This is a genomic window from Geodermatophilus sp. SYSU D00703, assembly GCF_054050155.1.
In genome coordinates this window covers 1-6,373 of sequence record NZ_JBJGYU010000065.1, presented here as the reverse complement: position 1 = coordinate 6,373, position 6,373 = coordinate 1, and the positions used below count along the sequence as shown (strand labels likewise).

The 6,373-nt window shown below is 75.4% G+C and carries 4 protein-coding genes; 3 read left to right on the top strand and 1 reads right to left on the bottom strand.

The genetic code is table 11. The features are described 5' to 3' along the window. Positions 1-124: 124 nt before the first annotated feature. Entirely contained in the window at positions 125-1,588 is a 1,464-nt protein-coding gene (locus tag ACI782_RS25935) for an aldehyde dehydrogenase family protein (RefSeq protein ID WP_456912997.1), read from the bottom strand. A gap of 228 nt (positions 1,589-1,816) precedes the next feature. Between ACI782_RS25935 and mdlC the strand changes: the two genes are divergently transcribed. From mdlC to ACI782_RS25920, 3 genes are all read left to right on the top strand, one after another. Then, the gene (mdlC, locus tag ACI782_RS25930) at positions 1,817-3,418 is read left to right on the top strand and encodes a benzoylformate decarboxylase (RefSeq protein ID WP_456912996.1); all 1,602 of its coding nucleotides are present in this window, start codon (positions 1,817-1,819) and stop codon (positions 3,416-3,418) included. A 252-nt stretch (positions 3,419-3,670) separates the two neighbouring features. Continuing rightward, positions 3,671-5,005, top strand: a complete 1,335-nt coding sequence (locus tag ACI782_RS25925; protein WP_456912995.1) for an MFS transporter — start codon at positions 3,671-3,673, stop codon at positions 5,003-5,005. A gap of 207 nt (positions 5,006-5,212) precedes the next feature. Then, positions 5,213-6,373: GAF domain-containing protein (locus tag ACI782_RS25920; RefSeq protein ID WP_456912994.1), on the top strand; the 1,161-nt coding region annotated here is incomplete at its 3' end.

Here is a 6,373-nt window from a genome sequence, read left to right as displayed (position 1 = left end):
GTACGCGCCATCAACCCCCCCCCCCGCCCCCCCCCCCCCCCCCCCCCCCCCCCCCCCCCCCCCCCCCCCCCCCCCCCCCCCCCCCCCCCCCCCCCCCCCCCCCCCCCCCCCCCCCGGGCCGCGCCTATGCGGGGAAGCCCACCGCGTGGGTGTCCATGAACTCGCGGAGACCCTCGATGCCCATCTCCCGGCCCATGCCGCTGTGGTTGAACCCGCCGAACGGCGCGCGCTCGTCGAGGTGCGCGGCGCCGTGGGCGTTGACGAAGGTGTACCCGGTGCGCAGCCGCGCCGCGACCGCGGCGGCGCGGTCGAGGTCGGCGGTCCACACCGACGAGCACAGGCCCGACCAGGTGTCCTCGGCCCGGGCCACGGCGTCGTCCTCGTCGTCGAACGGCAGGATCGGCAGCGTCGGGCCGAACTGCTCCTCGGCCACCACGCGGGCGTCGTCGGTCGGGTCGAGCACCAGGCTCGGCCGGAGGAAGTTGCCGACCGAGAGGTCGGCTCCCTCGGCGGCCTCGCCGAACTCGCGGACCTCGGCGCCGGACTCGCGGGCCTGGGCCAGCAGCTCCAGCACGTACTCCTTCTGCCGGGCCTGGTGCAGCGGGCCCATGGTGACGCCCTCGCCGAGGCCGTGGCCGAGACGCTGGGCGGCGAGGATGCCCGAGAGCCCCTCGACGACCTCCTCGTACCGGGAGCGGTGCACGTAGAGCCGCTTGGTCGCCATGCAGATCTGGCCGGTCGAGTCGAACGTGCCGCCGAACAGCCGCTGCAGGGCGTCGCCGGAGAGGTCGGCGTCGGCCAGGACCAGCGCCGGGTCGTTGCCGCCGAGCTCCAGGGCGACGCGGGTCAGCGACTGCGACGCCATCGCCATGATCCGCCGGCCGCCCCCGACGCTGCCGGTGAAGCACACCTTCTTCACGCGGTCGTCGGAGACCAGCGCCGACCCGATCTCGGCGTCCGCGCCGGTGACCACGTTGAGCACGCCCGGCGGGAGCAGCGCGGCGACCTGCTGCACGGTGCGGGTGGTGGCCAGCGGCGTGCTGGGCGGCGGCTTCACCACGACGGTGTTGCCGGCGACCAGGGCGTAGGGGAGCGAGGCGCCCAGGATGGCCAGCGGCCAGTTGAACGGCACGATGATCGTGACGACGCCCAGCGGCAGGTACGAGACCGTCGTCCGGTAGGGCGGGGCCGGGAGCTCGGTCGTCAGCCCGACCTGCTCGGCCAGGCCGGTGGCCAGGCCGCACCGGTGGGCGAAGACCAGGGAGTCGATGAACGACTCCATGCGGATCTTGCCGTTCTCCCGGGTGAGGACCTCGGCGGTCGCGTGCCGGTCGGCCTCCAGCGGCGCGAGCGCCGCGGTGACCAGCTCGGCCCGCTCCTGCGGGGTGCGCGCGGCCCAGGCCGGGAAGGCGCGGTGCGCCGCGGCGACGGCCTCCTCCGCCTGCTTGGCGCTGGCGGCGGCCGCGTAGCCGACGACCGAGCGGCCGTCGGCGGGGTCGACGACCTGGAGGTGGTCGTCGGTGCTGCGGGTCTCGCCGTCGATGAACAGCTCGGTCCGGATCTCCGGCAGCTGGTCCAGGGACACCATGCGGTCTGCTTCCTCCAGTGTCGGTGCGGGACCGTCCAGCGGACCCGGGGCGGGTGCCCGGGGTCACGGTAGGCCCGGAGGTCCCGGGGGGCCGCGGCCATCCGACCGGACCGGCACCGGCCGATCCGGAGGGTGCGGACGCGACATCCGTCCTGGGCGCGGGGGCGCCGTCGGCCGGGGGTTAGCCTCCGCGAGCACGTGCAGTGACGGCCGTTACAGGAGGACGCCGTGCCCACCGTCCGCGAGACCACCTACGACCTGCTCCGCACCTGGGGGCTCACCACGGTCTTCGGCAACCCCGGCTCCAACGAGCTGCCGTTCCTCGACGGCTTCCCCGACGACTTCCGCTACGTCCTCGGCCTGCACGAGGGCGCGGTCCTGGCGATGGCCGACGGGTACGCGCAGGCCACCGGCCGCCCCGCGCTGGTCAACCTGCACTCCGCGGCGGGCCTCGGCAACGCCATGGGCAACCTCGCCAACGCGAAGGCCATCGGGACGCCGCTGGTGGTCACCGCCGGCCAGCAGGCCCGCGCGATGGTGGGCCTGGGCTCGGTGCTCGCCGAGCCGGGCATGACGCGGGTGCCCGAGCCGCAGGTGAAGTGGGCCTTCGAGCCCGCGCGCGCCCAGGACGTCCCCCGCGCCCTGTCGGAGGCCTTCCACCTGGCCACGCTGCCGCCCACCGGGCCGGTCTTCGTCTCCCTGCCCCTCGACGACTGGCGGCAGCCGGTGGACGACGACGAGGTCGCCTTCCTCGGCCGCCGCCGGGTGCGCGTCGCCGGCGCGCTGCCCGAGGACGTCCTCGAGGAGCTGGCCGGCCGGCTCACCGTCGCCCGCAACCCGGTGCTCGTCGTCGGCCCGGAGGTGGACGACGAGCGCACCGCCCCGCTGGTGGTGGCCCTGGCCGAGAAGCTGCAGGCGCCGGTCTGGAACGCGCCGACGCCGCCGCGGGCGCCCTTCCCGACCCGCCACCCGCTCTGGCAGGGGTGCCTGCCGCCGAGCATCGCCGGGGTCTCCGAGCACCTGGCCGGAGCGGACCTGGTGCTCGTGCTCGGCGCGCCGGTGTTCCGCTACCACGCCTACCGGCCCGGACCGTGGCTGCCGGAGGGCGCCGAGCTGGTGTCGGTGGGCGGGGACCCCGGCACCGCGGCGCGCGCCGCGTTCGGGGACGCGGTGGTCGCCGACGTCGCCGCGGCCGCCGGGCAGCTGCTCGCCGCCCTGGCCGAGCTCCCGCCGCGCCCGCAGCGTCCGGTGCCGCAGCGGGTGTCGGCGCAGGACCCGGAGGCCGCGCCGTTCACCGCGGACGCCGTCTTCGCGCTGGCCAACCGGCTGCTGCCGGCGGGCGTGCGGTTCGTCAACGAGTCGACGTCCAACACCGCGCAGTTCTGGAGCCACCTGGACCTCGACCGCCCGCGCAGCCTGTTCTTCCCGGCCGCCGGCGGCCTGGGTTTCGGCCTGCCGGCCGCGGTCGGCGTCGCGCTGGCCGACCCGACCCGCCCGGTGGTGGCGGTCCTCGGCGACGGTGCGTTCCAGTACGGCGTCCAGGGCGTCTGGACGGCGGTGCAGCACCGGCTGCCGGTGACGTTCCTGGTCCTGCGCAACAACACCTACGGCGCGCTGAGCTCCTTCCTCGGGCAGCTGGGCGTGGCCGGCGTCCCCGGGCTGGACCTGCCCGGCCTGGACGCGGCGACCATCGGGCAGGGCTACGGGCTGCCCGGCCGCACCGTCACGACGGGGGAGGAGCTCGCCGAGGAGCTGGCCGCCGCGGGCAAGGCCGAGGGGCCCCGGGTCGTCGAGGTGCCGATCGCCGCGGAGACGCGCACCCTGGGCTGAGCCGTCCTCGATCGCGGGGGAGTGACGCACCTCACCACCCCGCGCCGGGGCGGGTGTGCACGGCGTCGGCGCTGGTGAGAGGCACGACCGGGACGCATGACGTAGGCGCCGTCGCCGCGGCGACCCGGGACGAGCGGGTCGGGCAGCTCACGACTTCGGTGTCACGACCGGTTTCCATCGTCGGGACGGTGTAACCGGCATCACGACCGGTGCGCCACCCTGCACAGAGGCGTCCAGAGGAGAACTCCCCCCGTGGCAACCCACACCACCCCTGCGCCCGCGAAGGCAGGCCCGTCGAAGAAGAGCATCTTCGCGGCCAGTTTCGTCGGCACGTCGATCGAGTGGTACGACTACTACATCTTCGGCACCGCCGCCGCGCTGGTGTTCGGCACTGCCTTCTTCGGGGCCTCGTCGGTCGCCGGCACCTTGGCCGCGTTCGCCACCTTCGCCGTCGGGTTCGTCGCCCGGCCGCTCGGTGCCGCGGTCATCGGCCACTTCGGTGACCGGATCGGCCGCAAGTCGATGCTGGTGCTCACCCTGCTGCTCACCGGTGGGTCGACCTTCCTCATCGGCCTGCTCCCGACCTACGACGCGATCGGCATCGGCGCGCCGCTGCTGCTCGTCGTGCTGCGGCTGATCCAGGGCTTCGGCGTCGGCGGCGAGTGGGGCGGCGCGGTGCTGATCGCCACGGAGCACGCCGGCCCCCGCAAGCGGGCGGTCTACGGCAGCTTCGCCCAGTTCGGCGTCCCGATGGGCGTACTGACCTCGAACCTCGCCTTCCTCGCCGTCTCCGGCCTCGACGACGACGCCTTCCTGTCGTGGGGCTGGCGGATCCCGTTCCTCGTCAGCATCGTGCTGGTCGTCGTCGGGTTCCTCGTGCGCAGCAAGCTGGAGGACGCGCCGGAGTTCCAGCAGGTCAAGGAGCAGAAGCAGGTCAGCAAGATCCCGGTGGCCGAGCTGGTCAAGCGCCAGCCGCGCACGCTGGTCCTGGGCAGCCTCGCCTCGATCGCGCCGCCGGCCGTCGGCTACACGGTGATCGTCTACATGCTCACCTACGGCACGACGGTCGTGGGCTTCGAGCGCAGCACGCTGCTGTGGCTGATCCTCGCCTCGACCCTGGTCTGGATCGCCACCATCGTGGTGGCCGCGGTGCTGGCCGACCGGTTCGGCTCCAAGCCGGTCTTCGCCCTCGGCGCGCTCACCGCGGTGATCTGGCCGCTGCCCATGTTCGCGCTGGTCAACACCGGCAGCGCCGCCGCGGCCCTGCTCGCGTTCGTGGTCGCCGCGATCGTGCAGGGCATCATGGCCGGCGCCCAGGGCGGCCTGTTCACCGAGATCTTCGAGGTGAAGACGCGCTACAGCGGCATCTCCATCGCCTACCAGCTCGGCGGCATGATCGGCGGCGCGGTCACCCCGATCGCGGCCACCGCGCTCTACGGCTCCTACGAGTCCTCCACGCCGATCGCGCTCTACGTGGCGGCCCTCTCCTTGGTCAGCCTGCTGGCGGTGCTCGGCATCCGCGTGCTGCCGCGGGTCAGGCAGGCCGACGCCGACCGGCTCGGGACCGCGGCGGCCACCTCCGCCTGAGAAAGGACCCCGTCCTCCCCACCCCTCGCGAGCTCGGGGCGGGACCCGGGACGGGGCCGCCGGCCGGGACCCCCGCGGTCCCGGCCGGCGCGCCGCCGTCCGTGGGGGCAGCGCTCGGGGAGATCGGTGCCGTGGCCGGGGGTAGCGTGCTGACCGCGGTCGATCCGGTCGAGGGCGCCGGGGAGCGACTGGCGGGACGGGGCGGGAGTGCGCAGCGAGGTGGATGCCGCGGCCGGTGCGGTGTGGCCCCCCGACATCGGTGAGGACCCGGTGCTGCGCGCCCTGGTGGGCGTCTCCGCCGACGGCCTGGCCCTGGTGGACGACGCCGGGCGGCTGCTGGGCCTCAACGCCGCCGCGGCCGCGGTCCTCGGCTGCCCGGCCGCGGAGCTGGTCGGCACGACCGTGCCCTTCGACCCCCGCGCCGGCGACCCCGACGCCGCGGACCTGCAGCGGACCGGCTGGGCGGCGCCGGGCGGCAGCCGCCGCGAGCTCGAGTACCGGATGCTGCCGGTGGGCCCCTCCCGCTGGGCCGTGTGGTTCAGCGACGTCACCGACACCGTGCGCCAGCGGGAGCGGCTGACCGCGATCACCCGGGCGGCGTCCAGCGTCGCCGACGCCTACTCCCTGCGCGCCACCCTCGACGCGGTGGCCCGCGAGATCGCCATGACCGCGACCATCGCCGCGGTCCAGATCCTCGCCCTCGACGACCCCCGGGACGAGCTGCGGCTGCTGGGCATGGCCGGCTTCGGGGACGCCGAGGACTTCCCGGCGAAGCTCGCCGTCGCCCGCGCCCTCGGCGCCCGCGTGCTGTTCATGGAGGCGCTGCAGCGCCGCGAGCCGATCGTCAGCCTGCACCGCAAGCCGGTGATCATGGCCGACCCGACGTGGGCGCCGCTGCACGAGATCATGGGCCGCCCGGACTGGGACAGCTTCGTCTCCATGCCGATGGTCGTGCGCGGGCGGGCGCTGGGCATCATCAACGCCTACTACGAGCCGGGGGAGGACCCCGGTCCGAGCTCCCTGGCCTTCCTCGCGGCGATGGCCGACTCCGCGGCCGTGGCCATCGACACCGCGGCCCTGCTGGCGCAGACCCGGTCGCGGGCGCAGTCCGACGAGCGCCGCCGGCTGGCACGGGACCTGCACGACTCCGTCGTCCAGCAGGTCTTCTCGATGCGCATGCAGGCCGAGGCGCTGCGCACCCACCTCGACCGGGCCGACACCGACCCCGCCACCGTGCGCAGCGGCGCCGAGGAGCTCGCGGCGCTGGGGGGGGGGGGGGGGGGGGGGGGGGGGGGGGGGGGGGGGGGGGGGGGGGGGGGGGGGGGGGGGGGGGTGTGGCGGGGGGGGGGGGGCTCGGCGGTCAGCGGG

Bases quoted from the DNA above. Each gene is read 5' to 3' on its own strand.
- ACI782_RS25935 (WP_456912997.1), bottom strand. From the start codon at position 1,588: ATGGTGTCCCTGGACCAGCTGCCGGAGATCCGGACCGAGCTGTTCATC.